We start from the raw sequence: 378 nt of genomic DNA, 5'->3' as shown, positions 1-378 counted from the left end.
GGATAGTTTTAAATTAAGCTCATTATTGGCGGCGATTTTATCCCATGCATCATCAGGATCAATTTCGCCTTCAATATATTGAATAGTATAAGGATACATATCTTCATAAACCTTACCGACCCTTAAACAAACTGATTTATAACCGCTTGGATTATAATAATCATTGTCATTTTGTATCAAAGTTTTATAATCGGTAAAATCGCACCCTGTCAGTAACGATAACATCAGTAAACTACTACCTAATATTAAGACTTTTTTGATTTGTGTTTTCATCAGTTATTACCTGTTAGTTAAAATTTGTTAATCGATTCTGTCACTGCTTCGGCTTATGGCTCGTATCAGCTGTATATTGGTATGACAGTAAGTATGGAAACACTT

General features: G+C 32.5%; 1 protein-coding gene. It reads right to left on the bottom strand.

The window, feature by feature from the left end; translation table 11 throughout:
* Positions 1 to 273, bottom strand: a 273-nt coding sequence (locus A9G48_RS08365) for a hypothetical protein (RefSeq protein ID WP_141672987.1), incomplete at its 3' end; no start/stop codon positions are given.
* Positions 274 to 378: the final 105 nt, after the last annotated feature.

Source organism: Gilliamella sp. wkB18, assembly GCF_001690875.1.
Taxonomy (GTDB): domain Bacteria; phylum Pseudomonadota; class Gammaproteobacteria; order Enterobacterales; family Orbaceae; genus Gilliamella; species Gilliamella apicola_A.
This window is presented reverse-complemented; position numbering and strand designations above follow the sequence as displayed.